This window comes from Prevotella sp. LCP21S3_D2 (genome assembly GCF_052118345.1).
In the GTDB taxonomy this organism is placed as follows: domain Bacteria; phylum Bacteroidota; class Bacteroidia; order Bacteroidales; family Bacteroidaceae; genus Prevotella.
The window spans coordinates 56,391-81,990 of sequence record NZ_JBQKHJ010000006.1 but is presented as its reverse complement, the minus strand read 5'-3'; the positions used below and the strand labels follow the sequence as shown (position 1 = coordinate 81,990).

16 protein-coding genes are annotated in these 25,600 nt (G+C 47.7%); 14 read left to right on the top strand and 2 right to left on the bottom strand.

Annotated elements, in window-relative coordinates; translation table 11 throughout:
* Positions 1 to 50 precede the first annotated feature (50 nt).
* From dnaJ to rpiB, 14 genes are all read left to right on the top strand, one after another.
* Positions 51 to 1,211, top strand: coding sequence for a molecular chaperone DnaJ (gene dnaJ / locus ACTQ16_RS06155; protein WP_294967585.1), 1,161 nt, complete (start codon positions 51 to 53; stop codon positions 1,209 to 1,211).
* Between the two features lie 125 nt (positions 1,212 to 1,336).
* Entirely contained in the window at positions 1,337 to 2,569 is a 1,233-nt protein-coding gene (locus ACTQ16_RS06150) for a bifunctional folylpolyglutamate synthase/dihydrofolate synthase (protein ID WP_441936635.1), read from the top strand.
* A gap of 121 nt (positions 2,570 to 2,690) precedes the next feature.
* Positions 2,691 to 3,776, top strand: a complete 1,086-nt coding sequence (locus ACTQ16_RS06145; RefSeq protein WP_153121795.1) for an aldose epimerase family protein — start codon at positions 2,691 to 2,693, stop codon at positions 3,774 to 3,776.
* Between the two features lie 166 nt (positions 3,777 to 3,942).
* Complete coding sequence (locus ACTQ16_RS06140; protein ID WP_153121794.1) at positions 3,943 to 5,289, top strand: MFS transporter; 1,347 nt, start codon at positions 3,943 to 3,945, stop codon at positions 5,287 to 5,289.
* Positions 5,290 to 5,390: 101 nt separating this feature from the next.
* On the top strand, positions 5,391 to 6,551 hold the full coding sequence (gene galK / locus ACTQ16_RS06135; RefSeq protein WP_153121793.1) for a galactokinase: 1,161 nt from the start codon (positions 5,391 to 5,393) through the stop codon (positions 6,549 to 6,551).
* Positions 6,552 to 6,762: 211 nt separating this feature from the next.
* Complete coding sequence (locus ACTQ16_RS06130; protein ID WP_294967581.1) at positions 6,763 to 7,950, top strand: aldose epimerase family protein; 1,188 nt, start codon at positions 6,763 to 6,765, stop codon at positions 7,948 to 7,950.
* A gap of 183 nt (positions 7,951 to 8,133) precedes the next feature.
* Positions 8,134 to 9,858 (top strand): sodium:solute symporter, encoded by a 1,725-nt coding sequence (locus ACTQ16_RS06125; protein WP_294967580.1) that lies wholly within the window; start codon positions 8,134 to 8,136, stop codon positions 9,856 to 9,858.
* A gap of 203 nt (positions 9,859 to 10,061) precedes the next feature.
* The gene (locus tag ACTQ16_RS06120) at positions 10,062 to 10,742 is read left to right on the top strand and encodes an NUDIX hydrolase (protein ID WP_294967579.1); all 681 of its coding nucleotides are present in this window, start codon (positions 10,062 to 10,064) and stop codon (positions 10,740 to 10,742) included.
* A gap of 27 nt (positions 10,743 to 10,769) precedes the next feature.
* The gene (locus ACTQ16_RS06115) at positions 10,770 to 11,468 is read left to right on the top strand and encodes an L-ribulose-5-phosphate 4-epimerase (RefSeq protein ID WP_006846778.1); all 699 of its coding nucleotides are present in this window, start codon (positions 10,770 to 10,772) and stop codon (positions 11,466 to 11,468) included.
* 65 nt (positions 11,469 to 11,533) lie between these two features.
* Entirely contained in the window at positions 11,534 to 13,075 is a 1,542-nt protein-coding gene (gene araA, locus ACTQ16_RS06110; RefSeq protein WP_294967578.1) for an L-arabinose isomerase, read from the top strand.
* Positions 13,076 to 13,163: 88 nt separating this feature from the next.
* On the top strand, positions 13,164 to 14,756 hold the full coding sequence (locus ACTQ16_RS06105; RefSeq protein WP_294967577.1) for an FGGY-family carbohydrate kinase: 1,593 nt from the start codon (positions 13,164 to 13,166) through the stop codon (positions 14,754 to 14,756).
* An 83-nt stretch (positions 14,757 to 14,839) separates the two neighbouring features.
* Positions 14,840 to 16,411, top strand: coding sequence for an alpha-N-arabinofuranosidase (locus ACTQ16_RS06100; RefSeq protein ID WP_153121786.1), 1,572 nt, complete (start codon positions 14,840 to 14,842; stop codon positions 16,409 to 16,411).
* A gap of 147 nt (positions 16,412 to 16,558) precedes the next feature.
* On the top strand, positions 16,559 to 18,580 hold the full coding sequence (locus ACTQ16_RS06095) for a transketolase family protein (protein WP_153096898.1): 2,022 nt from the start codon (positions 16,559 to 16,561) through the stop codon (positions 18,578 to 18,580).
* Between the two features lie 265 nt (positions 18,581 to 18,845).
* Positions 18,846 to 19,289, top strand: a complete 444-nt coding sequence (gene rpiB, locus ACTQ16_RS06090) for a ribose 5-phosphate isomerase B (RefSeq protein WP_441936633.1) — start codon at positions 18,846 to 18,848, stop codon at positions 19,287 to 19,289.
* Between the two features lie 138 nt (positions 19,290 to 19,427).
* On the opposite strand, the gene ACTQ16_RS06085 is transcribed toward rpiB, so the two are convergent.
* Together ACTQ16_RS06085 and ACTQ16_RS06080 are read right to left on the bottom strand one after the other, a co-directional pair.
* Positions 19,428 to 23,348 (bottom strand): glycoside hydrolase family 2 TIM barrel-domain containing protein, encoded by a 3,921-nt coding sequence (locus tag ACTQ16_RS06085; protein ID WP_441936631.1) that lies wholly within the window; start codon positions 23,346 to 23,348, stop codon positions 19,428 to 19,430.
* A gap of 300 nt (positions 23,349 to 23,648) precedes the next feature.
* Complete coding sequence (locus ACTQ16_RS06080) at positions 23,649 to 25,292, bottom strand: Gfo/Idh/MocA family protein (protein ID WP_441936629.1); 1,644 nt, start codon at positions 25,290 to 25,292, stop codon at positions 23,649 to 23,651.
* Positions 25,293 to 25,600: the final 308 nt, after the last annotated feature.

Here is a 25,600-nt window from a genome sequence, read left to right as displayed (position 1 = left end):
AATGAAGAATTACGATCAGGAATAAAGAAATAAAAATCCATATTTAACAAATGGCAAAGAGAGACTATTACGAGGTGCTTGGCGTTGATAAGCAGGCATCTGAAGACGAAATAAAGAAGGCTTACCGCAAGATAGCCATCAAATATCATCCAGACCGCAACCCTGGAAACAAGGAGGCTGAAGAAAAGTTCAAAGAGGCTGCAGAGGCATACGAGGTTCTTCATGATCCTCAGAAGCGTCAGCAGTATGATCAGTTCGGATTCGACGGTCCGCAAGGCGGTTTCGGTGGATTCGGTGGTGGAGCCAGCATGGATATGAATGACATCTTCTCTATGTTCGGCGATATCTTTGGAGGTCACGGTGGATTCGGTGGCGGATTCGGCGGTTTTGGCGGCAGCGCCCAGCCACAGCAGTACCAGGGAAGAGATTTGCGAGTACAGGCAAAGCTTACATTGGAAGAGGCTTTTGCGGGTTGCACCAAGAAGTTCAAGATTCGTAAAGACGTAACATGTTCTGCTTGCCATGGCACAGGATGCGAAGGCGGCTCACAGCAGGAGACTTGTCCTACCTGTCATGGTACGGGTTACACAGTCCGTACCGTGCGCTCTATGTTTGGAACCATGCAGACTCAGGCTGCATGTCCTACATGTGGCGGCGAGGGTCACGTGATCAAAAACAAGTGTAAGGCTTGTGGTGGTGAAGGCATTGTTGCTGGCGAAGAAGTTGTAGAAATCAATATTCCTGCAGGTGTGGATGACGGAATGGTCGTTACCGTACCAGGTAAGGGAGGCGCCGGTAAGCACAATGGCGTCAACGGCGACCTTCAGGTTATCGTACGCGTAGAAAAGAGCGATGTCTTCGAACGTAAAGACAAGGACCTCTACTATAATCTCGTACTCGACTTCTCTACAGCTGTTCTTGGCGGTGAAGTGGAAATCCCTACATTGGAGGGAAAGACTACCATCAAGATAGAACCAGGAACCCAGCCAGGTAAGCAGGTTCGCCTGCGTGGTAAAGGTATGCCTGCCATCAAGGGATATGGTTATGGACGAGGCGACATCATCGTGAACATTACCGTCTACATTCCTAAGACCCTCAACAAGGAAGAGAAGGAATTGGTGAAGAAGTTCAAGGAATGCGAGAACTTCCAGGCAGACAATGCCACCAAGAAGTCAATCTTTGACAGCATCAAGAATCTGTTCAACAAATAGATTCCTGAAGATTCTATGGATGAAATCTCATAAAAGATAAAAGTAACAGGCAATCCTGATTATTGGCTCAATGCCAGTATTGGGATTGCCACTTTTTGTACCTACACATTTATAATATATAAGAAATGAATTATCAAGAAACGACAGAATATCTCTTCAATAGTACTCCGGTGTTTGAAAAAATTGGTGCCAAGGCATATAAGCCTGGTCTGCAGACTACCCATGAGCTGGACGAGCACTTCGGTCATCCTCATCGTCAATATAAGACTATACATATTGCCGGCACCAACGGCAAGGGTTCCTGCTCTCATACGATAGCAGCCATCCTTCAAAGCCAGGGTTACAAGGTGGGATTATACACATCTCCTCATCTTGTTGATTTCCGCGAGCGCATCCGTGTGAACGGAGAATGCCTGCCGGAACAGTATGTCATCGACTTTGTAGAAGAGAACCGTGCTTTCTTCGAACCTCTTCATCCGTCTTTCTTCGAGCTGACCACGGCCATGGCATTCAAGTACTTTGCCGAGCAGAAAGTAGACTATGCGGTAATCGAAGTAGGACTTGGAGGAAGACTTGACTGTACCAATATCATCACTCCGGTTCTTTCTGTCATTACCAATATCAGTTTTGACCATACCCAGTTTCTGGGAAACACCCTAGCAAAGATAGCTGGCGAGAAGGCAGGAATCATAAAGCCTGACGTGCCTGTAGTTATCGGTGAATACATCGAAGAGACCCGTCCTGTTTTTGAGAAGGTTGCCGGAGAACGCCATTCTCCTATTCTCTTTGCACAGGATGAAGACACGGCTATGGAGGTAGATATGGAACTGAAAGGTTCCTATCAAGAACGTAACAGAAAGACCATTCTTGCAGCACTCAACGTCTTGCGACAGACGATGACCATCAGCGACGAAGCAATCAGAAACGGTTTCGGGCATGTATGTGAGCTGACAGGGTTGCGAGGTAGATGGGAGAAGCTGGGAGAAGCACCGCTTGTCATCTGTGATACGGGTCACAATCTTGCGGGATGGAAGTATCTTGCCACACAGATTAATGATGTTGACGCTCAGGTCAAGCACATCGTTTTTGGAATGGTGGACGACAAAGATGTTGAGCACGTATTACAACTTCTGAGGGATAAGCTCAAAAATGGGGTAAAATTCTATTGGACGCAGCCTTCTACCAAAAGAGCCATTCCTGTGGAGAAATTGCGAGACACTGCATTAAAGTATAACTTGCATGGTGAGATGTATCATTCTGTAAAAGAAGCATATATGACAGCGAAAGCAAATGCAAAAAATGATGATTTTGTCTTCGTTGGAGGTTCAAGTTATGTAGTCGCTGATTTGCTCTCCTAAAAATTTTTAGTTTTTTTAAATCAAATAATTGCTAAATATTTTGTCATATTCATTTTTTTTTAGTTACTTTGCAGTAGATTACTTTAGAACATAAAGTAGAGTAACTAAAAAAAGATATATTATGAATACAGAACCAGTTAACAAGTGTGGTTTGAAAAGAGAAGATTTTCAGACCACAGTAAATGGAAAGAAGACTGATCTCTTCGTGTTGAGAAACAATCAGGGCAATGAGATTGCAGTGACTAACTACGGTGGTGCTGTTGTTGCTATCATGATGCCAGATAAGGACGGCAACTATGCTAACCTCATCGAGGGTCACGACAACATACAGGATGTCATCAACTCACCTGAGCCTTTCTTGAGCGTCCTCATCGGTCGTTACGGAAATCGTATCAAGGAGGGTAGATTTACCCTTCATGGCAAGGAGTATCAGTTGGCATGCAACGATGGAAAGAACCATTTGCATGGAGGTCCTACCGGATTCCACGCCCACGTTTGGGATGCAACCCGTATGAGTGACAATGCAGTTGTCTTGAAGTACACCAGCCCATACGGCGAGGAAGGCTTCTCTGGAGAATTGACTGTTTGGGTAGCTTACACCTTGACAGACGACAATGAGTTCGTCATCAAGTATCAGGCTACAACTAACAAGATGACCATCTGCAACTTGACTCATCACGCATTCTTCGCAATCCAGGGTATTGCAAATCCTACCCCAACTATTGACAACATCATCTGTGAGGTGAATGCAGACTACTACCTCCCTATCGATAAGGAGTCTATCCCAACAGGTGAAATCCTGAAGGTAGAGGGTACACCTTTCGATTTCCGCACTCCAAAGCCAATCGGCCAGGACATTGATGCCGACAACGAGCAGATCAAGAATGGTCAGGGTTACGATCACAACTATGTTTTAAACAAGAAGGAAGAGGGCGAGTTGAGCTTTGCTGCCCGCATTAAGGACCCTGTTAGCTGCCGTACCATGGAGGTTTATACCACAGAACCAGGTTTGCAGATGTATACAGGTAACTTCCTGGCAGGCATCAAGGGTCAGCATGGTGCAACATTCCCACGCCGCAGCGCAGTTTGCTTCGAGGCACAGAAGTTCCCAGACACACCAAATCATCCATACTTCCCAAGTTGCAGATTGAACCCTGGTGAGACATACACACAGAAGACAATCTATAAGTTTGGCGTAGACAAATAAAATCAGATTAAACCATATAGGAGTTGCTGCCTCTAAGTGCACAATGCTGGGGCAGCCGCTCCTTTTTGCGGTTAAATTAACCAGTGAACAATCATATGGTAACAACCAGCAATACAAGCAAATAACAAATATAACAATAACAAATATCAACTATCAAGATTAAACAATGGAACAAAAAAGTGTAAATAACAACGGTCGTGTCATTGCCATCATCACGATGTGCTTTATCTTTGCAATGATCTCGTTTGTAACTAACATGGGAGCACCTTTTGGCAACATCTGGGGCTTCAAGTACTCTTGGGCAGCCATGATGGGTAACTTCATGAACTTTGCCGCTTACCTCTTCATGGGTATTCCTGCCGGCAAGATGATTGAAAGCAAGGGTTACAAGAAGACAGCATTGATCGCACTCGCTGTCGGTACAATCGGTTTGATGATTCAGTACTTGTCAAGTATCTTCGGTGACGACATTCCAGTATTTAACCTCAGCTCTGGTGCCGTTTGCCTCAACCTTATCATTTATCTGTTGGGTGCTTTCATCTGCGGTTTCTGCGTATGTATGCTTAACACCGTGGTAAACCCAATGTTGAACTTGCTCGGTGGCGGTGGTAACCGCGGTAACCAGCTCATTCAGATTGGTGGTACATTGAACTCTTTGAGTGGTACTCTTACCCCATTGTTGGCAGGTGTACTCGTAGGTACAGTTACAGCTAACACAAGTATGAGCGACGTTGCTCCTCTCCTCTTCATCGGTATGGCGGTGTTCATTGCAGCCTTCTTCATCATCTGGTTTGTTGCTATTCCTGAGCCAAACATCAAGAAGGAGAACGTACAGTACGATCACAGTCCTTGGTCATTCCGTCACTGCGTACTCGGTGTCATCGGTATTTTCTTCTATGTAGGTGTTGAGATTGGTATTCCTGCTCAGCTTATTTTCTACATCAGTAGCATGGACTTCACAGGTGCTGCTTCTGTAGGTGGTGCTTTCGCAGCAGTTTACTGGTTGCTCATGATGTGCGGCCGATTCCTCAGCTCATTTATCAGCGGTGCAGTTTCTACCAAGACACAGATGACAATAGTATCAACAGTAGCTATACTCCTGTTGCTCACAGCCATCTTCTTGCCAGAAACCAACACATTGAACTTCTCTTTGGCTGGTGATTCTGAGATTGCAAACCTTCTCAAGCTCGACGACCACGGTACTGGTCTTGTAGCATTTACTATCCCTACCAAGTGCGTACTCATCGCTATCTGCGGTTTGTGTACTTCTATCATGTGGGGTGGAATCTTCAACCTTGCTGTTGAGGGTCTCGGCAAATACACAGCTCAGGCATCAGGTATCTTCATGATGATGGTAGTTGGTGGTGGCGTAATGCCTCTCATCCAGGACGCTGTTGCTAAGGCTGCTGGTCCTATCGCATCTTATTGGGTTATCATCGCCATGATTGCATACATTCTCTTCTACGCCCTCGTTGGTTGCAAGAATGTAAACAAGGACATTCCAGTAGAGTAATAATGAAACATCTTATTCCCGGGTGAAGCAAAACTTGATTTATCCGGGAACAACTAGTTTATAATTAAATCTTTAATAATAACTTTTAAACAAAAACAATTATGGATATCGAAAAAGTAAGAAGCCGTTTCATCAAGCACTTTGATGGCAAAACAGGTAACATCTATATGTCACCAGGTCGTATTAACCTGATTGGCGAGCACACAGATTATAATGGTGGATTCGTATTCCCAGGTGCAGTAGATAAGGGTATTATGGCTGAGATCCGTCCTAACGGAACAGAGACAGTGATGCTCTACTCTATCGACTTGAAGGACCGTGTAGAGTTCAAGGTAAACGACCCAGAGGGTCCTCGCGCATCTTGGGCACGCTACATCTACGGTATCTGCCAGGAGATGAAGGCGCTGGGTGTTGATGTAAAGGGCTTCAATGCAGCATTCTATGGCGATGTGCCTCTCGGTGCAGGTATGTCTTCTTCAGCTGCTCTTGAGAGCTGCTTCGCTTTCGCCTTGAACGATCTCTTCGGTGACAACAAGGTTTCTAAGTGGGATCTCGTTCTCGCTGGTCAGGCTACTGAGCACAAGTACGTAGGTGTTAACTGCGGTATTATGGACCAGTTTGCTTCTGTATTCGGCAAGGAGGGCAAGTTGATGCGTCTCGACTGCAACAGCCGTGAGTTTGAGTACTTCCCATTCGAGCCTAAGGGCTACAAGCTCTGTCTGGTTAACTCTAAGGTTAAGCACGAGTTGGCTGGTTCACCATACAACGACCGTCGTAACTCTTGCGAGAACGTGGTTAAGCACATCGCTGCCAAGCACCCAGAGGCAAAGTTCGAGACTCTCCGCGATTGCACATGGGAGCAGCTGGAAGAGGTTCGCGCAGAGGTAGGCGAAGAGGATTACAGCCGCGCTCACTTCGTATTGGGCGAGAAGGACCGCGTATTGGCAGTCTGCGATGCTCTTGAGAAGGGTGACTACGAGACTGTAGGCCAGAAGATGTATGAGACCCACCACGGTTTGAGCAAGGAATACGAGGTAAGCTGCGAGGAGCTCGACTTCTTGAACGATGTTGCCAAGGAGAACGGTGTTACTGGTAGCCGTATCATGGGTGGTGGCTTCGGTGGCTGCACCATCAACTTGGTTAAGGACGACATCTATGACAAGTTCGTAGAGGATGTTACAGCTAAGTTCACAGCTAAGTATGGTCATGCTCCTGAAATTTACCCAGTAGTTATCTCTGAGGGTTCTCACAAGGTTTGCTAATATACATATTATATAATATAAAGGAACTGCAGTTAGTGTTGGCTAGCTGCAGTTTTTTTTGCCCAAATTTAGCCAAAAGCAGGCGTAATCATGCAAATAGTGTTAAAAACACACTTTAGAATGAAAAAAGTTAGGGAAAACTATTGCCGTTTCAAAATAAAATTGTAATTTTACACCCAAAATAAAGTAAACAATTAAAAACAGCCTAAAAATGAGTACATTTAAGACCCTTTTCATGGGAGTAGGTTTTGCGGCAATCGCTACCCTCTCTGCTTGTTCATCAAGCAGCAACGCTAGTCTTACACAGTCTGGTTTGAATCCTGCAGATTTCGATTCAACCGTATTGGGAAAGAAGACTGAGTTAGTAACCCTCAAGAATGCCAACGGCATGGAGGTATGTCTCACCAACTATGGTGGGCGTGTGGTTTCAATCTCTGTCCCAGACAAGGACGGCAAGCCAACTGATGTAGTTCTTGGTTATGACAATATCCATCAGTATGCAGATACGCTTAACTCTCCTTCTGATTATGGTTCATCAGTAGGTCGTTACGCTAACCGCATCAAGGATGCCAAGCTTTCACTTGCAGGTTCTACCTATCAGTTGAAGGCAAATGATAATGGCAACTGCCTGCATGGTGGTGGTGCTACAGGATGGTTGAACCAGGTTTACGACATTACAGAGAAGAACGACTCATCCGTTACCTTCACTATCAATGCGAAGGATGGCGAGAATGGTTTCCCTGGCAACGTAACAGCAACAGCTAAATATACAGTCAAGAGTGACAACACACTCGACATCGAGTTTGGCGCTACAACAGACAAAGAGACCGTTGTCAATATGACCAACCACAGTTACTTCAACTTGAATGGCGATCCATCTAAGGAAGGTTTCGATCAGGTAATGTACATCAATGCAGATAAGTTCACTCCTGCAGATTCACTTTACATCCCAACTGGTGAAATCAAGAGTGTCGAGGGAACCCCTATGGATTTCCGTAAACCTGCAGAAATCGGCAAGAAGGTAGATTATAACTTTGACCAGATTAAGAATGCCACAGGTTACGACCACAACTGGTGTTTGAACACATATAAGAATGGTAAGGGCGATGACAAAACAGTTTGCGCAAGCCTCTACTCACCAAAGAGCGGTATCCTTCTTGAAGTATTTACCAACGAGCCAGGCATTCAGGTTTACACCGGTAACTTCCAAGGCACAGGTATTGCCTGCAAGCATGGCATCAAGTATCCTAAACACGTAAGCGTTTGCTTCGAGAGCCAGAAATATCCTGATTCTCCAACCAAGATTGCTCAGGGTGTAAAGGATTGGACAGATGCCACATTGAAGCCAGGAGAGAAATACAATTCTCACCTCGCTTACAAATTCAGCGTTAAAAAGTAAGCGTAAGTTAGTTTAAAAGTTAGCGAACCGGCGGATAAAGTCCGCTGGAACAGCTAACATCCAACAAGAAGTTTTCGCAATGACAAAAAAACGAAATGTGCTGGATAAGAAACTAACATAATAAGCATCCAATAAAAGAAAAGAATAAACAAATAATAATAAACAAACAATCTTATAGTAATTATGAATTGGAATTCAACAGAATTCGTATGGCTTGATTGGGCTATACTCGCCATTGGTGTTATCGGCGTAATTTGGGCTGTTTGGCACGCAATCGTGAAAGACAGAAAGGCTCAGAAAGGTGAAGACTCTTCTGCCTACCTCTTCGGTAAGGGTGAGCCGTGGTATGTAATCGGTATGGCTATCTTTGCTGCCAACATTGGTTCTGAGCACCTCGTTGGTTTGGCTGGTACAGGTGCCAAGAGTGGTGTCGGTATGGCACACTGGGAGATGCAGGGCTGGATGATCCTCATCTTGGGTTGGCTGTTCGTACCTTTCTACCAGTTGCTCATCAACAAGATGGGTAAGATCATCACCATGCCTGACTTCCTGAAGTTCCGCTATACCCAGCGCACAGGTTCATGGCTCTCTATCATCACCCTCGTAGCTTACATCCTTACAAAGGTGAGCGTTACAGCCCTTACAGGTGGTATCTTCTTCGAATATCTTTGGGGCTTGAACTTCTGGGCTGGTGCTATCGGTCTGATTATCCTCACCACCATCTTCACCGTATTCGGTGGTATGAAGGGTGTGATGACATTGTCAACTATCCAGACACCTATCCTCGTCATCGGTTCTTTCCTCGTACTCTTCCTCGGTCTCTCTACCCTCGGCGGTGGCAGCATCGCTGCTGGTTGGGCCGACATGATGGATTACTGCGGCAAGTTGAACAACGGCTACGGTACAACCCACATGTTCCACTGGGAGGCAGGTGATTCTATGTATCAGGAGTATCCTGGTTTCGTAGTATTGATCGGTGCAACCATCATCGGTTTCTGGTACTGGTGTACTGACCAGCACATCGTTCAGCGTGTACTCGGTCAGGTTCCTGGCGAGAGCAACGTAGAGGTTATGAAGCGTGCCCGCCGCGGTACTATCGCAGCCGGTTTCTTCAAGGTACTCCCTTGCTTCATGTTCCTCATCCCAGGTATGATTGCAGCAGCCTTGGCTCAGAAGGGTGCCATCCAGATGAACGAGACTGATGCAGCCTTCGCCATCATGGTAAAGACCGTTCTTCCTGCAGGTATCAAGGGTATCGTAACCATCGGTTTCATCTGCGCACTCGTTGCTTCATTGGCAGCATTCTTCAATAGCTGTGCTACCCTCTTCACCGAGGACTTTTACAAGCCATTGAAGAAGGGCATGTCTGAGGCTCACTACGTACTCGTTGGCCGTATCGCTACCGTAGTAGTTGTAGTTCTCGGTTTCGCATGGTTGCCAATCATGATGAAGATGGATACATTGTACAATTATCTCCAGGGTATACAGTCACTTCTGGCTCCAGCCATGGTAGCCGTATTTGCAATGGGTATCTTCTTCAAGAAGATTACTCCAAAGGCAGGTGAATATACCATGATTACAGGTTTCCTCATCGGTATGCTCCGCCTCGTTACCAACGTCATCACTGATACAGGTAAGGCTACAATGGATGGTGCATTCTGGGATTACACCGCATGGTTCTGGCAGACCAACTGGCTTGTATTCGAGTGCTGGTTGCTCGTATTCCTCATCATCTTCATGGTAGTAATAAGCTGCTTCACTCCAGCTCCAAGCAAGGAGCAGGTAGAGGCAATCACCTTCACATCAGACTTCAAGAAGTCTATCCGTGAGAGTTGGAGTGCCTTCGATATTATCGGTACCCTCGTCGTAATCGGCCTCTGCGCTGCATTCTACGCATACTTCTGGTAAAATATTATTCACGTCAGGAGTAAGAAGTGAGGAGTCTGGAATTTTCTCAAAGATCAGACAAAACTGTTTCCGTTGAAAAATCCGCGATCCTTTCTTCTCCTTCTTACTCCTTGATTTTCCTCTCGAAGCTGCTCTATGAAGAGCAAGCAAAAGAACACGACAAGACATACATTGAATCATTACATCAAAACAGCAGAAAGGCCATGACCCAGTTTTATAATGAATACTCCAAAGTATTTGTATCCGTCGATTGTATCATTTTCGGTTTCGACGGTAGTAACCTCCAGGTACTGATAGGCAAACGCAAGATGGACCCGGGAAGAGGCGAATGGTCACTCTATGGTGGTTTCGTTGGTTCAACAGAAAATCTCGAAGATGCAGCTAACAGAGTCATCCTGGAACTTACTGGAATGAAAGACCTCTATATAAGACAAGTAGGAGCTTTCGGCCGCATCGACCGTGACCCAGGTGAGCGAGTGATCTCTATCGCCTATTGCACTCTCATCAATGTGAAAGACTATGATGACAGCCTCCGTGTAGAACACGGATTGGAATGGGTTAGTCTGAACGAACTTCCAGAACTATACTCAGACCACAAACTCATGATCCGCAACGCTATCGCACAGATACGCCGCCGCATCAATCATGAGCCATTAAGCTTCAAACTCCTCCCAGACCTCTTTACGCTGACACAGCTTCAGCATGTATTCGAGGCAGTAATAGGCGAAGAGATTGATAAGCGCAACTTCCGCAAACGCGTGAAGGATATCGACTTCATCGAGAAAACAGAACTCATCGATAAAGTCAACTCGAAACGAGGCGCCGCCCTCTACCGCTTCAACAAGAAAGCATACGAGGAAGACCCATCGTTCAACTTGAAATAGAATAAACAACTTAAAACAAAAAATATTATGTTAGAAGAATTAAAAGAAAAAGTGTTCAAGGCAAACCTTGATCTCGTTAAGCACAACCTCGTGCTCTTTACATGGGGTAACGTGAGTGGCATCGACCGCGAGAAAGGTCTGGTTGTCATCAAACCATCAGGCGTCGATTATGACACCATGAAGGCTAGCGATATGGTAGTAGTAGACTTGGAAACAGGTAAGGTAGTAGAAGGCGATCTGAATCCATCATCTGATACACCAACCCACTTGGTTCTCTACCGCGCATTCCCAGAGTTGGGTGGCGTAGTTCATACTCACTCTACTTATGCTACCGCTTGGGCACAGGCTGGCTTGGACATCCCTAATATTGGTACAACTCATGCTGATTACTTCCACGATTGCATCCCTTGCACTGATGCGATGACAGAGGATATGATGGCAGAATATGAGCACAACACAGGTGTTGTCATCGTTGACCGTTTCAAGAAAGATAACATCAACCCAGTTCATACTCCTGGCGTATTGGTTAAGAACCATGGTCCTTTTACATGGGGTAAGGATGCTGACCAGGCTGTTTATCACGCAGTAGTAGCTGAACAGGTGGCCAAGATGGCTTTCATCTCATTCTCTGTGAATCCAAACACCACCATGAACCCATTGCTCGTAGAGAAGCACTTCAACCGCAAGCACGGTCCTAACGCTTACTACGGACAGAAAAAGCACTAATTAAAGGTTTTTCAAATAAAGATATTAGATCACATTAACAATAACAATTAATACAACAAACAATCATGATTAAAGCATTTGAAAATTTAGAGGTATGGTTTGTAACTGGTGCACAGCTTCTTTACGGAGGCGAAACAGTTAAGATAGTTGATGGTCACTCAAAGGACATGGTAGATGGTCTGAACAACAGTGGCATCATCCCAATCAAGGTAGTTTACAAGGGCACAGCTAACTCTTCTGCAGAAGTAGAGGCCGTCATGAAGGCTGCCAACAACGATAAGAAGTGCGTAGGTATCATCACATGGATGCACACCTTCTCTCCAGCTAAGATGTGGATCAAGGGCTTGCAGGCTCTCGAGAAGCCTCTCCTCCACTTCCATACTCAGTACAACGCAGAACTCCCTTGGGATTCTATCGATATGGACTTCATGAACCTCAACCAGTCAGCTCACGGCGACATCGAGTTCGGTCACATCTGCACCCGCATGCGCATCCCTAGAAAGGTTGTTGTAGGTTACTGGAAGAGCGAAGAGGCTCAGAAGCAGATTGCTACATGGGCTCGCGTAGCTGCAGGTGTTGCTGATGCTCACAACGTACGCTGCTTGATGTTCGGTATGAACATGAACAACGTAGCCGTAACAGATGGCGACCGCGTAGAGTTCGAGCAGCGCTTGGGTTACCATGTAGATTACTACCCAGTATCTTCACTCATGGAGTACTACAAGAAGGTAACAGATGCTGAGGCTGATGCTCTCGTTGAGGAGTACAAGAAGGAGTACACCATCAAGATTGATGAGTCTGGCGAGGAAGTTTACTGGGAGAAGGTGAAGAACGCAGCTAAGGCTGAGATTGCTCTCCGTCGCGTATTGAAGGATGAGAACGCAGTAGCATTCACAACCAACTTCGATGACCTCGGCGATGCTGACATCGACGATCCAAACTTCTGCGGTTTCGACCAGATTCCTGGTTTGGCTTCACAGCGCCTGATGGCAGAGGGTTATGGTTTCGGTGCTGAGGGTGACTGGAAGACAGCTTGCCTCTACCGCACACTCTGGGTAATGAACCAGGGCTTGGAGAAGGGTTGCTCATTCCTCGAGGACTACACACTCAACTTCGCTGCCGACCGCACATCTAGCCTCCAGAGCCACATGCTCGAGGTTTGCCCATTGATTGCTTCAGACAAGCCAAAGCTCGAGGTTCACTTCCTAGGCATCGGTATCCGCAAGCAGCAGACAGCTCGTTTGGTATTCACATCTAAGACAGGTAAGGGTGTTAAGGCAACTGTAGTTGATCTCGGCAACCGTTTCCGTCTCATCGCAAGTGAGGTAGAGTGCATCGAACCAAAGGCAATGCCTAAGCTCCCTGTAGCTTCAGCTCTCTGGGTTCCACAGCCGACCTTCGAGATTGGTGCAGGTGCTTGGATCCTCGCTGGTGGTACACACCACAGTGCATTCTCTTACGACATCACTGCTGAGTACTGGGAAGACTTCTGCGAGATCCTGGGTATTGAGTTCGTCAACATCGACAAGAACACAACTATCAGCAGCTTCAAGCAGCAGCTCCGCAACAACGAGATTTACTACATGCTCAACAAGGCGTTGAGATAATTTAAGTGAAGAGTGAAGAGGGAAGAACGAAGAGGGAAGAATTCCATTGCTTTTCTCTTTGTTCCATCCATTAAAAAAAGAATCAATAATGAGAGCAAAAACTATTATAGAATCAGGTAAGGCCATCCTCGGTATTGAGTTTGGCTCTACCCGAATCAAGGCTGTCTTGATTGACACCGACAACAACCCTATCGCACAGGGTAGCTTTGAGTGGGAAAACCAGTTGGTTGATGGTCTCTGGACTTACAGCATCGACACAATCTGGAAAGGTTTGCAGGATTGCTATGCCGACCTCCGCAAGAACGTGAAGGCTGAGTACGACTGTGAAATCAAGCAGTTGGCTGCCATCGGTATTTCTGCGATGATGCACGGCTACATGGCTTTCGGTAAGGATGAGAACATTCTCGTTCCTTTCCGCACATGGCGTAACACCAATACAGCCAAGGCTGCAGCTGAACTTTCAGAGCTCTTCCACTTCAACATCCCATTGCGTTGGAGTATCTCTCACGTATATCAGGCTATCCTGAATGGTGAGGACCACATCAACAAGATTGACTTCCTTACCACTCTCGCCGGTTATATCCACTGGCAGCTCACAGGCAAGAAGGTTCTGGGCGTAGGCGACGCATCAGGTATGCTCCCTATCGATTCCAACACCAACAACTACGATGCAGAGATGGTGGCTAAGTTCGATAAGCTCATCGAGCCTAAGAACCTGGGCTGGAAGATTCTCGACATTCTCCCTGAGGTCTTGAACGCAGGCGAAGACGCTGGCGCCCTGACCGAGGAAGGTGCTAAGAAGCTCGACCCATCAGGCACTCTCCAGGCTGGTGTTCCTCTCTGTCCTCCAGAGGGTGATGCTGGCACAGGTATGGTGGCTACCAATGCTGTCCGTCAGCGCACCGGTAACGTAAGTGCAGGTACTTCTTCTTTCTCTATGATCGTGTTGGAGAAAGCCTTGAGTCAACCTTACGAAGTCATTGATATGGTGACAACTCCAGATGGTAGTCCTGTTGCCATGGTTCACTGCAACAACTGTACTTCTGACCTCAATGCATGGGTTGGTTTGTTCAAGCAGTACCAGGAGTTGCTCGGTGTACCTGTGGATATGAACGAGGTATTCGGCAAACTCTACAACCACGCTCTTGAGGGCGATGCAGATTGCGGCGGTTTGATTGCTTACAACTATATCTCTGGTGAGCCTGTAACCGGTTTGGCAGAAGGTCGCCCAATGTTCGTACGTTCAGCCAACGACCACTTTAACCTCGCCAACTTCATGCGCGCCAACCTCTATGCTTCAGTAGCTGTATTGAAGATTGGTAACGATGTCTTGTTCAAGAACGAGAAGGTACAGGTAGACCGCATCACCGGTCATGGCGGTTTGTTCAAGACCAAGGGTGTAGGTCAGCGCATCCTCGCTGCAGCCATCAACTCCCCAATCTCTGTGATGGAGACAGCAGGCGAAGGTGGTGCATGGGGTATTGCCCTGCTCGCAGGCTATCTCGTAAACAATGCAGAGAAGCTGAGCCTGGCTGATTACCTCGACAAGAAGGTATTTGCCGGCAATACTGGTGTTGAAATCGCGCCTACTGCAGAAGAAGTAGCTGGTTTCGACAAGTATATTGAGACCTACAAGGCAGGTCTTGCCATTGAAAAGGCAGCTGTTGAGAACAAAAACTAACAAAATATCAATACGTTTGTGGGGAATCAGTCTCCACAAACGTATTCTTATAAAAGAACAACAAAAATAAAACTTATAAGATAATGAAGAAACTTTTCGCAACCACATTGCTTTCTGCAGCAGTTGCATTCACCGCACAGGCTCAGAATGTAACCGGAACAATTCATGCCAACCAAGGCAAGCAGAAAATTAATAAAGAGATTTACGGACAGTTTGCCGAGCATCTCGGTAGCTGCATCTATGGTGGACTCTGGGTAGGTCCTGATTCCAAGATTCCTAACACACAAGGTTACCGTAACGACGTGCTCCAAGCTCTCAAGGACTTGAAAGTGCCTGTATTAAGATGGCCTGGAGGATGTTTCGCAGACGAGTATCACTGGATGGACGGAATCGGGCCACGTGAAAATCGTCCTAAGATGCAGAACAACAACTGGGGTGGAACCATCGAAGACAATTCCTTCGGTACTCACGAGTTCCTGAATCTCTGCGAAATGTTGGGTTGCGAGCCTTACATCAGCGGAAACGTGGGTTCGGGAACTGTTGAGGAACTTGCCAAGTGGGTAGAATACATGACCAGCGACGGCGATACACCTATGGCTAAGCTCCGCCGACAGAACGGTCGCGACAAGGCTTGGAAGGTAAAGTACCTCGGTGTGGGCAATGAGAGCTGGGGCTGCGGTGGCAACATGCGCCCAGAATACTACTCTGACCTCTTCCGCCGTTACTCTGTTTATTGCCGCAACTATGATGGCAACGAACTCTACAAGGTTGCTTCCGGAGCCAGCGACTACGATTACAACTGGACCAAGGTGCTGATGGACCGTGTTGGTCATCGTGCCAACGGAATCTCCTTACATTATTATACAGTAACCGGCTGGGAAGGCAGCAAGGGTTCGGCTACCAAGTTCGACAACGACGATTACTACTGGACCATGGGCAAGTGCCTCGGCATTGAGGATGTCATCAAGAAGCACGAAGCCATCATGGACAAGGCTGACCCAAAGAAGCAGATTGGTCTTCTCGTAGATGAATGGGGAACCTGGTGGGATGAGGAACCAGGAACCATCAAGGGCCACCTCTATCAGCAGAACTCCATGCGCGATGCTTTCGTGGCAGCCCTCTCGCTCAATGTCTTCCATCGCCATGCTGACCGCATCAAGATGGCAAACATCGCTCAGGTGGTCAACGTGCTCCAGTCTATGATTCTCACCGACACCAAGGGAACCGGTCACATGGTTCTGACTCCTACCTATCATGTTTTCAACATGTACAAGGACTTCCAGGAGGCTACCTATCTCCCAATGGACGTGAAGTGCGACTCTATGGACGTTCGTGGCGACAGCCATGCGAAGGACGGCAGAAAGATTCCTCTGGTTTCTACATCTGCTGCCAAGAAGGCAGACGGAACCATCGTGGTTTCTCTTGCAAATGTTAGTCTTGACAAGGCTCAGGAAGTTGAGTTCAAACTGGATGGCGCAGCTGCTCCAAAGGCTGTAAACGGACAGATTCTTTCTTGCAAGAAGGTGACCGACTATAATGATTTTGAGCACCCTGAGGTAGTGAAGCCTGCCGTGTTCAAGGATGCAAAAGTCAAGAAAAATACCCTCAAGGTTAAAATTCCTGCAAAATCTATCGTAGTTTTGAAAATAAAGTAGTATATTTGTAGGGCAAAATCTAAATTTCATCAGCGCTTTTCATATAAGGAGCTGATGAACAAACAGTTCGACATTCTGAAACAGAATTGTCAAAGGAATATTTCAGCAGAAAACAATCAATAATAACAAAATAAAGTAATTTGTGTTATGAACGACATTAAAGTAATGAATCATGCAGCAGATAATATCCGTATCTTGGCTGCTTCAATGGTAGAAAAGGCAAACTCTGGTCACCCAGGTGGTGCTATGGGTGGTTCTGATTTCATCAACGTACTCTTCGCAGAGTACTTGGTTTATGATCCAGCAGATCCAACATGGACTGGTCGTGACCGCTTCTTCCTCGACCCAGGTCACATGAGCCCAATGCTCTATGCTGGTTTGGCTTTGCGTGGTTTCTTCTCAATGGAAGACCTCAAGCAGTTCCGCCAGTGGGGTTCAGTAACTCCAGGTCACCCAGAGCTCGACCTTGAGCGTGGTATTGAGAACTCATCAGGTCCTCTCGGTCAGGGTCATGCCCTCGCAGCTGGTGCAGCTGTTGCAGAGAAGTTCCTCGAGGCTCGTCTGGGTTCTACTATGATGCAGCACAAGATTTACGCATATATTTCTGATGGTGCTGTAGAGGAGGAAATCTCTCAGGGTGTTGGTCGTATCGCTGGTAACCTCGGTTTGAACAACCTTATCATGTTCTACGATTCTAACGACATCCAGCTCTCTACAGAGTGTGGCGTTGTAATGAACGAGGATACAGAGATGAAGTACAAGGCTTGGGGCTGGAATGTCATCAAGATCAATGGTAACGACGTGGCTCAGATTCGTGAGGCTCTCGATGCTGCCCAGAAGGAGCAGGATCGCCCTACCCTCATCATCGGTAAGACCGTAATGGGTAAGGGTGCTCTCCGCGCAGACGGCACAAGCTACGAGGCTTGCATCAATACTCACGGTGCTCCTCTCGGTGGCGACGCTTACGTAAATACAATCAAACACCTCGGTGGTGACCCTGAGAATGCATTCGTTATCTTCGACGATGTAAAGGAGATTTACGCAAAGCGTGCTGAGGAGTTGAAGAAGATCGTTGCTGAGCGCAAGGCTGCAGAGGCAGAGTGGCGCAAGGCTAACCCAGAGAAGGCCGCTCAGATGGATGAGTGGTTCAGCGGCAAGGCTCCTAAGGTAGACTGGAGCAAGGTTGAGCAGAAGGCTGGTTCAGCTACTCGTGCTGCTTCTGCTGCTTGTCTCGGTGTTTTGGCAGAGCAGGTTCCTAACATGATCTGTGCATCTGCTGACCTTTCTAACTCAGATAAGACAGATGGTTTCTTGAAGAAGACCAAGAGCATCGTTCGTGGTGACTTCTCAGGTGCTTTCTTCCAGGCAGGTGTTGCTGAGTTGACAATGGCTGATATGTGTATCGGTATGATGCTCCACGGTGGTGTGGTTGCAGCAATGGGTACATTCTTCGTATTCTCTGATTATATGAAGCCAGCTGTTCGTATCGCTGCCCTGATGCAGGTTCCTGTTAAGTTTATCTGGACTCACGATGCATTCCGCGTTGGTGAGGACGGACCTACTCACGAGCCAGTTGAGCAGGAGGCACAGATCCGTCTGATGGAGAAGTTGAAGAACCACGCTGGCAAGGACAGCGTTCGCGTATTCCGTCCTGCAGATGCTGACGAGACTACCGTTTGCTGGAAGCTTGCTATGGAGAACGTTGAGACTCCTACAGCTTTGATCTTCTCTCGCCAGGGCATCGCTAAGTTGCCAGAGGGAACAGACTATGAGCAGGCTGCCAAGGGTGCTTACATCGTAGCAGGCAGCGATGAGAATCCAGACGTTATCCTGGTAGCTAGCGGTTCTGAGGTTTCTACATTGGAGGCTGGTTGCGAGGCTTTGCGTGCTGACGGCATCAAGGTTCGCGTGGTAAGTGCTCCATCAGAGGGCTTGTTCCGCGGTCAGAGCAAGGAATATCAGGAGAGCGTATTGCCAAAGAACGCTAAGATCTTCGGTATGACTGCCGGTCTTCCTGTAACACTCCAGGGTCTCGTAGGTGCCAACGGTAAGGTTTGGGGTATGGAGAGCTTCGGTTTCTCAGCTCCTTACAAGGTACTTGATGAGAAGCTCGGTTACACAGGCGAGAACGTTTACAAGCAGGTAAAGGCTTTCTTGGCTGAAGCATAAAGTTAAGTGAAGAGTGAAGAACGAAGAGTGAAGAATTCAATGGTTTTATTTTCGGATAATCTTTTGAATCATCTTCAGCTATTCGCTCTTCACTCTCCTTTTCATATTTATCAAGTGGGGCATGTTTCGTGTTTCATGTAAGATGAATACAGAATCTTATCCCTTTAATATTTTATTAACCTGGTGAAGCGAAGAAGCAGGTATGCGAGAGAAAAAGGATTTGAATTCTTCACTCTTCGTTCTTCACTTAAAAAACTTAAGTATTATGGAAGTAAAGACAGTTGGTATTGCATGCGACCATGCAGGTTTTCCATTGAAGCAGTTCGTTTTGGAATATTTGGAAAAGAAGGGTTATCCTGTTAAGGATTACGGTACTTATAGCGATGCTAGTGTAGACTATCCAGACTTTGGTCACGCTCTTGCTGAAGGCATTGAGAGCGGTGAGGTTTATCCTGGTATTGGTATTTGTGGCAGTGGTGAAGGTATTGCCATGACATTGAATAAGCATCAAGGTGTGCGTGCCGGTTTGGCATGGTGCAAGGAGATTGCTCATCTTGTTCGTCAGCATAATGATGCCAATGTTTTGGTTCTTCCTGGCCGTTTCGTTGACAACAAGACCGCTGAGACTATTCTCGACGAGTTCTTCAGCACCACATTCGAAGGTGGTCGTCATGAGCGCCGCATTAAGAAAATCCCTGTTCAGCACTAATCCCAGTCTGAACTGAAAGGATTTTTAAAAAAGGTTTTCAAAAAAATATCGCCCTGAAATGAAACTCAACTCATTTCAGGGCGATTTGTATATATGGGGTAATTTAAAGCTTCTGCCCTTTCTGGTCGTGTGGGCTTTTTATTCCGTTACAAGAGTGAACTCAGCTCCGGAAGCATAGTCCTGACCGCTCTGTTCATTCAGTGCACGCAAGCGGACGTAGCGTGCCTTGACTGGCTTTCCGAACATTACCTTCTGCAATTTGGCTGTCTTCTCGAAACTGCCCTTTGCAACAGGTTCTCCCCAAGTCTTGTTATCGTTGCTTACATAGATTTCGTAATCCTTGATGCAACCATTCAGCGAACCGTCCTGACGTGCCAGGTAAGTGAAGCCCTTGATTTCCTTCTGCTTACCAGCATCGAAGTCAACCCAGTGAGGATACTTCGCCAAGGTGATGGAATACATCGTGTGCCAGATAGTTGAAGGGTCACCGTCTACCAGATAGGCAGCATCGCCCTCATCAGGCTCCTGGCTGGAAGCAAAGGCAATCTGCAAACCGGTGTTCTGCTGGTTCTGCTTCATCTGCTGCATGATGTCCTTCACCATCTTTCTGCCCGTAGCTGAAACCTTCACGAGATTTGGAAGCTCTGACTTCACGGCTGGACGGATGATGAATCCGAAGGTGGTTGGAGTGCTGCGAACCTGATCAGGAGTCAAAGGACCACCCTGTCCGCAACTTGCGCCACCCAGACCGGTAACCTTTGCATCCAGGTGCAGATGGGTTCCGCTGCTCTTTGGCAACTGATAAGGATGAGCTGCCAAGGTCAATTCCTGCTGACTCCAAGGGAGAGCCGAAGCCGACATGGTGCTGTCGGAGATGAACACCACGCCCTGCTGCTGGCTGTTGGTAACTGCGCACCAGCGAACCTCCTCGCGGTTGCCCTGTGCCTGAGGCTTAGGAAGCATAATGCCCTGCTCTGCCACCGGACTGTGGTACCAACCGATAAACTGGCTGGTTTTGCGGTCGTTATAGTTGTTCACCGGTCCACGACCGTAGTAATCATACTGGTTCAGCTCGCTTGGCAATACCATAGAGTAACCGATGCGAGGCAGGATTACCTTAGAACGGTTGGCTCCGATGGCGCTCTGCATTTCGATGGAACCGTCCTTGTAGATGGTGTAGATCTGACGGGAAGTGAACTTCAGATCAGCATCTGTCAGGGCGCGCTTGTTCTTCTCGAAATTGTAGCAAGACTCTGGGTCGCGGTCACGGTTGCCATAGTTCACGTCGCAGCCTTCCTTGCCCTGGCTCTCCACGGTGAAGTCGAGCTTGTAGGTTCCATCCTTCTTGTTAGGAGTGCAGGTCCAGCTCTTCACCACGTGCTGCAGGTCATAGAGTCCGTTCTTGAACCATGCGTTGTGGTAACCGATTCCGGCATCGTTATCCGTAGGCGCACGGTAAGCATCCAGCTGAGGACCATTGCCATCCTTGATGATTATCTGGTTGCCGTACTTCAGGCTGTAGATGGCTCCGGTGTTCAGGTCGAAAGCCACCTGGAAGTTCTCGCCCGTGATGCTGGCACGTTTAGCAGCCTTATCCAGCTGATATTTCATCGCCTTTCCAGTCTTGGCAACTGCAGCGATAGAAGGTGCGGCAACATCAGCACCCTTCACTCTCAGCTGCTCTTCCATCTGCACATACCCCTTCTTAGCCCAAGGCATGTCCTTGCCCAGAAGGAACTGGACGGTCACGAAGTACTCGCTGTTAGCATCCAGACTTGCATAATCGTATGGCAAGGTGTAGATTCCCTTCTCGCGAGGACCCACGATGTTCTTGGCTCCCTGCAATGGCTGATTCTTTTTCACGCAGACTCCGTCCTTATAGAGCGACCATACTATCTGATAGTTCTTCAGAGGCTCGAAGTAGTTCTTGTTGAAGATTTCAATCTGTCCCTGCTTCATGTCGATTGCCTTAACGCCCACATTCTGGTAAACCTTCTTTACCTCGAAATACTGAGCCTTTGGAGTGAGGTCAGGACGCATGATTCCGTTCATGCAGAACATTCCGTCGTTAGGCTTGTTGTCCTTTCCGAAGTCGCCTCCGTAAGCCCAGTAGGTCTTGCCGGTAGCAGGGTCCTGCTTGTCCAGAGCCTGGTCCACCCAGTCCCAGATGGCGCCACCCATGAAGAAGTTGGTGCTCTCGATAGCATCCCAGTAGTCGATGAGGTTTCCGCAGGCATTTCCCATGGAATGCGCATATTCTGAGATGTGGAACGGATACTTCAGCTTGTACTTGCCCTGAACGGCTCCCTGCACCCATGCGATGGATGGATACTGGTTGGAACCCATGTCCACGATATCGTTGTTGCGCTCATACTGAACCGGGCGACTGGTGTCGTAAGCCTTGATGGCATTGTAGCAGTCCACAAAGGTCTTGCCCGGACCAGCCTCGTTACCCAGACTCCAGATCACCACGGAAGGATGATTGACTGTAGCGTGAACCATCTCCATGTTTCTTGCGATGTGGGCGTTACGGAACTCCGGAACGTGAGAAAGACTCTGCTTGCCGTAGTAATACTCATGGCTCTCGATGTTTGCCTCGTCCTCCAGGTAAATGCCGTACTTGTCGCACAGATAGTACCAGTAAGGCGCATCCGGATAGTGGCAGTTGCGCACGTGGTTGATGTTGCCACGCTTCATCAGAAACACCTCGTGCTCCATCTGCTTGCGGCTCACGGTGTGGCCTGCCTTAACATTGTTCTCATGACGGTTCACGCCCTTCAGCTTGATAGGCTGACCGTTCAGATAATAGTATCTTCCCGCCAGTCCGAATTCGTCTTTTTCTGCTGGAGTTTCCTTGATTTCCACCTTTCTGAAACCAACGAAGGTAGAGAAAGTCTGCACGGTTCTGCCCTTTCCGTCCTTCAGCTCGCCCACCAGCGTGTAGCGATGAGGTGCTTCTGCACTCCAGAGGTTCACCTTGTTGGCAGCATCCAGAGTAGCTTCGAGTTCGATTTCTCCCTTTGCGTTCAGCTTGCCTGCGAGCTTAGCCGATGCGGTTACACCGCTGAGCAGGGTGTTCTCATCAGAATAAAGGCGGTTGGCGTAGAGTGAATACTGGATAGTGTAGCCCTTGATAGCCTTCTTCGATAGATTCTGAAGCTGGGCTGTGATGTGGAGCTTGGCGTTGCTGTAGGTTTCGTCCAGGTCAGGAATTGCCTTGAAGTCTCTCACCTGCACCTGAGGCTTTGCCGTCAGCGCCACGGTACGGAAAATACCTGGCAGTCGGAACATGTCCTGGCTTTCGAGGAACGAACCGTCAGAATGGCGGTAAACCTCTACTGCCACCGTATTCTCTTCACCCTCCTTATTTAAATAAGGTGTAATATTGAATTCAGCCAGATTTCGGGAGTTCTTCGAGAATCCTACGTATTTGCCGTTGATGTAGAGATAGAAGAAGGAATCCACTCCGTCGAAGTTGAGATAGATTTCCTGTCCCTTCCAGTCGGCAGGCACGGTGAAGGTTCTGCGATAGGAGCCCACCTCGTTGCGGTTACGGTAGGTCATCCAGTCTTTTGGCGGTGTACGCATCACTCCACCCTTCCAGTCGTTCATCGGCTGCCAGGAGTGCTGGAAGATAACGCGCTGGTTGGAATAAAGCGGATCTCCATACTTGTTCTTTCCGTCTCTCTGCAGTCCAGCCATGTTCCAGTTCATCGGCACCTTGATGTCGTCCCATTTCGAAACGTCATAGTCTGTACGGAAAAAGTCCTTTGGCCGTTCATCAGGATTCGGCGCCCAATGGAATTTCCACATTCCGTCGAGTGATTTCCAATAGGAACTGTTTTCCGGCAATACCTTTCTCGCCTCGTCAATATTTCTGAACGAGAAGAACCAGGCATGTGGCTGTAGCTTGTTAACTGCCACGGAATCAGGACTTTGCCATTCCCATCCCGTTGGTGCTTCCTGCTGTTGGTAGAAATATCCTCCCAGCACGTCGCCTGCCCAGGCAGGAGAGCAGCACAGTATTCCAGCGAATAGTATTAAATGAGTTCTTTTCATTTGTTGATTTTTGTATTAAGTTTTTCCTAGTTAGAAAGTTCCCCCCATCGCCTGTATAAATCATGGCAATACGCCCTGAAAGGGCAGAAGCCCCTAGCCCAGGGCAACGCCCTGGGTATACGGGCATTCAATAAAAACGCCCTGTAAGGGCAAAAGCTTTTTAAATCGTCTGGCCTTTGAAGCTTTTGCCCTTACAAGGCGACAGGCTTGCGACCATAATTAACCCAGGGCGCTGCCCTGAGCTTAGGAGCTTCTGCCCTTTCAGGGCGTGTGGGGAAAAATGCGAAAGTTCTATAATCCTTATTTCTTGGCAACCATTGCCTTCTTGGCTGCAACTACCGCCTTCTTGTACTTGGCTGTTGCGCTCTTCACTGCCTTCGCATTGTTTGCCTTCTTGGCAGCAGCTACGGCGTCATAGAGCTTCCACAGATTATACTTGGCTGTTGCAGCCTTCTGAGCCTTGGTGTAAGCAGCGGCAGCTGCCTCGGTAGCAGCCTCGTCCTCAGGAGAAGCATACTGGTGCTTGTAACCCTGCACCTTGTTCCAGAAACCACGGGTGAAGTCTGGGAAGGCTACGGGTGCACAGTTGTTGTCCATTGAGATGGCTCCCAACTCTGCCAGTGAGCACCACTCAGCCAGGTCGTAAACGTCCATATCCAATGGCAAACCGTTCTGCAGACAGTAAACCAATCGAGAATCCATGATGAAGTCCATACCGCCGTGACCCATCTGACGGCCCAGCTCACCATACTTCTTGAGGATAGGATGATAATACTTCTTCACCAACGCTTCCTTCTGCTCCTTGTTCATGAATCCGTGAGCATTGAGGTTGTCCATCTGAGGAGCACCTGTACCCTTCAAAGCATCACCAGAGAGAGCAAACTCCTCGGTAGGATACTTGGTAGCATAACCCTTGGTTCCGGTCAACTTGAACAATCGGTTGTATGGCTGAGGAGTCATCACGTTGTGCTGAATCTCCACTACCTTACCCTTGGCTGTACGCATCAAGGTAGTAGTGTGGTCGCCATTGCGGAACTCCTTGCACTCCTTGCCGCTCTTCTTTGAAACCCAGTCCTTGCCTACGAATGATTCCGTATCCATTGCAACCAATGTTGTGAAGCGGTCGCCACGGTGGATGTTCAGACACTGAGCCACAGGACCCAAGCCGTGAGTAGGATAAACGTCACCACGGTTCTCCATGTTGTACTTCATGCGCCAGTGCAGATTGTCCTTGTCATTGTCATTAGGATCCTGCCAGTAAGCATTCCAGAAGTCCTCCAGGCAGTGGATGTAAGCACCCTCAGCACGGATGATGTTTCCGAAAACACCGTCCTGCGCCATAGCCAGGGCGTTCATCTCATAATAGTCATAGCAGCAGTTCTCCAGAATGAAGCAATGCTGACGTGTCTTCTCGCTGAGGTCAATCAGGCTCCAGCACTGTTCCAGGTTCATTGCACTAGGCACCTCGATGGCAGTATGCTTGCCGTTCTCCATCGCCATCTTAGCCACTGGGAAATGGTGATTCCAGTCGGCAGCGATGTAAACCAGGTCGATGTCCTTGCGCTTGCACAACTCCTCGTAGCCCTTGGCTCCGCTGTAGATGTCGGCAGGCTTCAATCCCTGCTTGCGGAGATACTCCTGAGATTTCTCGGCTCTAGCCTCTTCATAATCACAAAGGGCAACGATTTCTACACCAGGAATGTGGCAGAAACGCATCACAGCCCATGGACCACGCATTCCCAGACCCACAAAGCCCACACGTACTGTCTGCAACTTTGGAGCCTTCAAACCCAATACGTTCTCCTGTCCGGCAGGACGCTCAGGTGTGTCAACTACGATAGTACCCTTGTCCCAATGCCATTTAGTACTTGGTGACAAAGACTGTGCGCCAGCTGTCAGAGAAAATGCAGCCAAAGACGCAATCAAAAAACTCTTAATTTTCATCCCTAAATTCTGCGACACAGTTAGTTAGCAATATTATTATATTAGGTTCAGAGCATCTGAAAAGCCCCAGTTTATCATCTCAGATGTTCCGTCTGTCTTTGTGTCGCATTAAGAGACAAGGCAAAAATCTGAATGACAGTACAAAATTACAAATAATTTCTGAAACCACAAACTTTTTTTATAGATTTTTTATGAATTAATAGGTGATAAAGCAATTATTTTAAAAATGTAGGCATTTATAAAGCAGACCAACCGGTCGAAGATGGAAGGGCAAAAGCTTTATAAAAAACGAGTTTTTAAGAAATAGT

What these genes read in the sequence shown, in the direction of transcription:
- rpiB (WP_441936633.1), top strand. Translation starts at nt 18,846, where the DNA reads ATGGAAGTAAAGACAGTTGGTATTGCATGCGACCATGCAGGTTTTCCA.
- ACTQ16_RS06125 (WP_294967580.1), top strand. Translation starts at nt 8,134, where the DNA reads ATGAATTGGAATTCAACAGAATTCGTATGGCTTGATTGGGCTATACTC.
- ACTQ16_RS06095 (WP_153096898.1), top strand. Translation starts at nt 16,559, where the DNA reads ATGAACGACATTAAAGTAATGAATCATGCAGCAGATAATATCCGTATC.
- araA (WP_294967578.1), top strand. Translation starts at nt 11,534, where the DNA reads ATGATTAAAGCATTTGAAAATTTAGAGGTATGGTTTGTAACTGGTGCA.
- galK (WP_153121793.1), top strand. Translation starts at nt 5,391, where the DNA reads ATGGATATCGAAAAAGTAAGAAGCCGTTTCATCAAGCACTTTGATGGC.
- dnaJ (WP_294967585.1), top strand. Translation starts at nt 51, where the DNA reads ATGGCAAAGAGAGACTATTACGAGGTGCTTGGCGTTGATAAGCAGGCA.
- ACTQ16_RS06080 (WP_441936629.1), bottom strand. Translation starts at nt 25,292, where the DNA reads ATGAAAATTAAGAGTTTTTTGATTGCGTCTTTGGCTGCATTTTCTCTG.
- ACTQ16_RS06115 (WP_006846778.1), top strand. Translation starts at nt 10,770, where the DNA reads ATGTTAGAAGAATTAAAAGAAAAAGTGTTCAAGGCAAACCTTGATCTC.
- ACTQ16_RS06145 (WP_153121795.1), top strand. Translation starts at nt 2,691, where the DNA reads ATGAATACAGAACCAGTTAACAAGTGTGGTTTGAAAAGAGAAGATTTT.
- ACTQ16_RS06120 (WP_294967579.1), top strand. Translation starts at nt 10,062, where the DNA reads ATGACCCAGTTTTATAATGAATACTCCAAAGTATTTGTATCCGTCGAT.
- ACTQ16_RS06105 (WP_294967577.1), top strand. Translation starts at nt 13,164, where the DNA reads ATGAGAGCAAAAACTATTATAGAATCAGGTAAGGCCATCCTCGGTATT.
- ACTQ16_RS06130 (WP_294967581.1), top strand. Translation starts at nt 6,763, where the DNA reads ATGAGTACATTTAAGACCCTTTTCATGGGAGTAGGTTTTGCGGCAATC.
- ACTQ16_RS06140 (WP_153121794.1), top strand. Translation starts at nt 3,943, where the DNA reads ATGGAACAAAAAAGTGTAAATAACAACGGTCGTGTCATTGCCATCATC.
- ACTQ16_RS06085 (WP_441936631.1), bottom strand. Translation starts at nt 23,348, where the DNA reads ATGAAAAGAACTCATTTAATACTATTCGCTGGAATACTGTGCTGCTCT.
- ACTQ16_RS06100 (WP_153121786.1), top strand. Translation starts at nt 14,840, where the DNA reads ATGAAGAAACTTTTCGCAACCACATTGCTTTCTGCAGCAGTTGCATTC.
- ACTQ16_RS06150 (WP_441936635.1), top strand. Translation starts at nt 1,337, where the DNA reads ATGAATTATCAAGAAACGACAGAATATCTCTTCAATAGTACTCCGGTG.